The 529-nt window shown below is 34.6% G+C and carries 1 pseudogene; it reads right to left on the bottom strand.

The features are described 5' to 3' along the window. Window positions 1–529 (bottom strand): annotated as a pseudogene (locus M0051_RS19630) (hypothetical protein); the annotation flags it as partial.

The raw sequence follows: 529 nt of genomic DNA, 5'->3' as shown, positions 1-529 counted from the left end.
AAATGGAAGTAATCTCCTTTAATGCATTGGCTTGAATATTATAATTCTCAGGATTGAGAAATGTTACTTCGTCAATCACTTCACTAAATTCCAAATCCAACTGATTTTCCGATACCAGTTTGAAAGAAACTACCTTTGGTGCTTTATCATCTATGTTTTCATCATAAATTGAATTAATTTGACCGGGGGTTCCCCCTTTTTCATTTATTGATACTGACCAATTGCCTTGGCTACTACAAGTATTTGCAGGATCAATTCGCTCTAAACTCCAACCACCATCATTTTTAGATCTAGATTGATACCAAGTAGAAGAATATGCGATCTCATCAATTGTTTTTCCTTGTGCAGACATCAATCTCAAACGGTTTCCTGAATTAGTTAAGCCAATGAAATTGGATAAAGAATGGACATTTCCATAAACTAAAAATTCATCTTTGGAGGTATGAGAACAGAGAATCAAATAAGAGTTTGCTTGAATTGTATCTGAAGAAAACGAAAGCTCCTTACTACCAATCTGCAACTTCCATCC

This window comes from Marinifilum sp. D714, from assembly GCF_030851345.1.
GTDB lineage: Bacteria > Bacteroidota > Bacteroidia > Bacteroidales > Marinifilaceae > Marinifilum.
The sequence above is the reverse complement of the archived record's forward strand: the minus strand, read 5'-3'. Positions and strand labels throughout refer to the sequence as shown.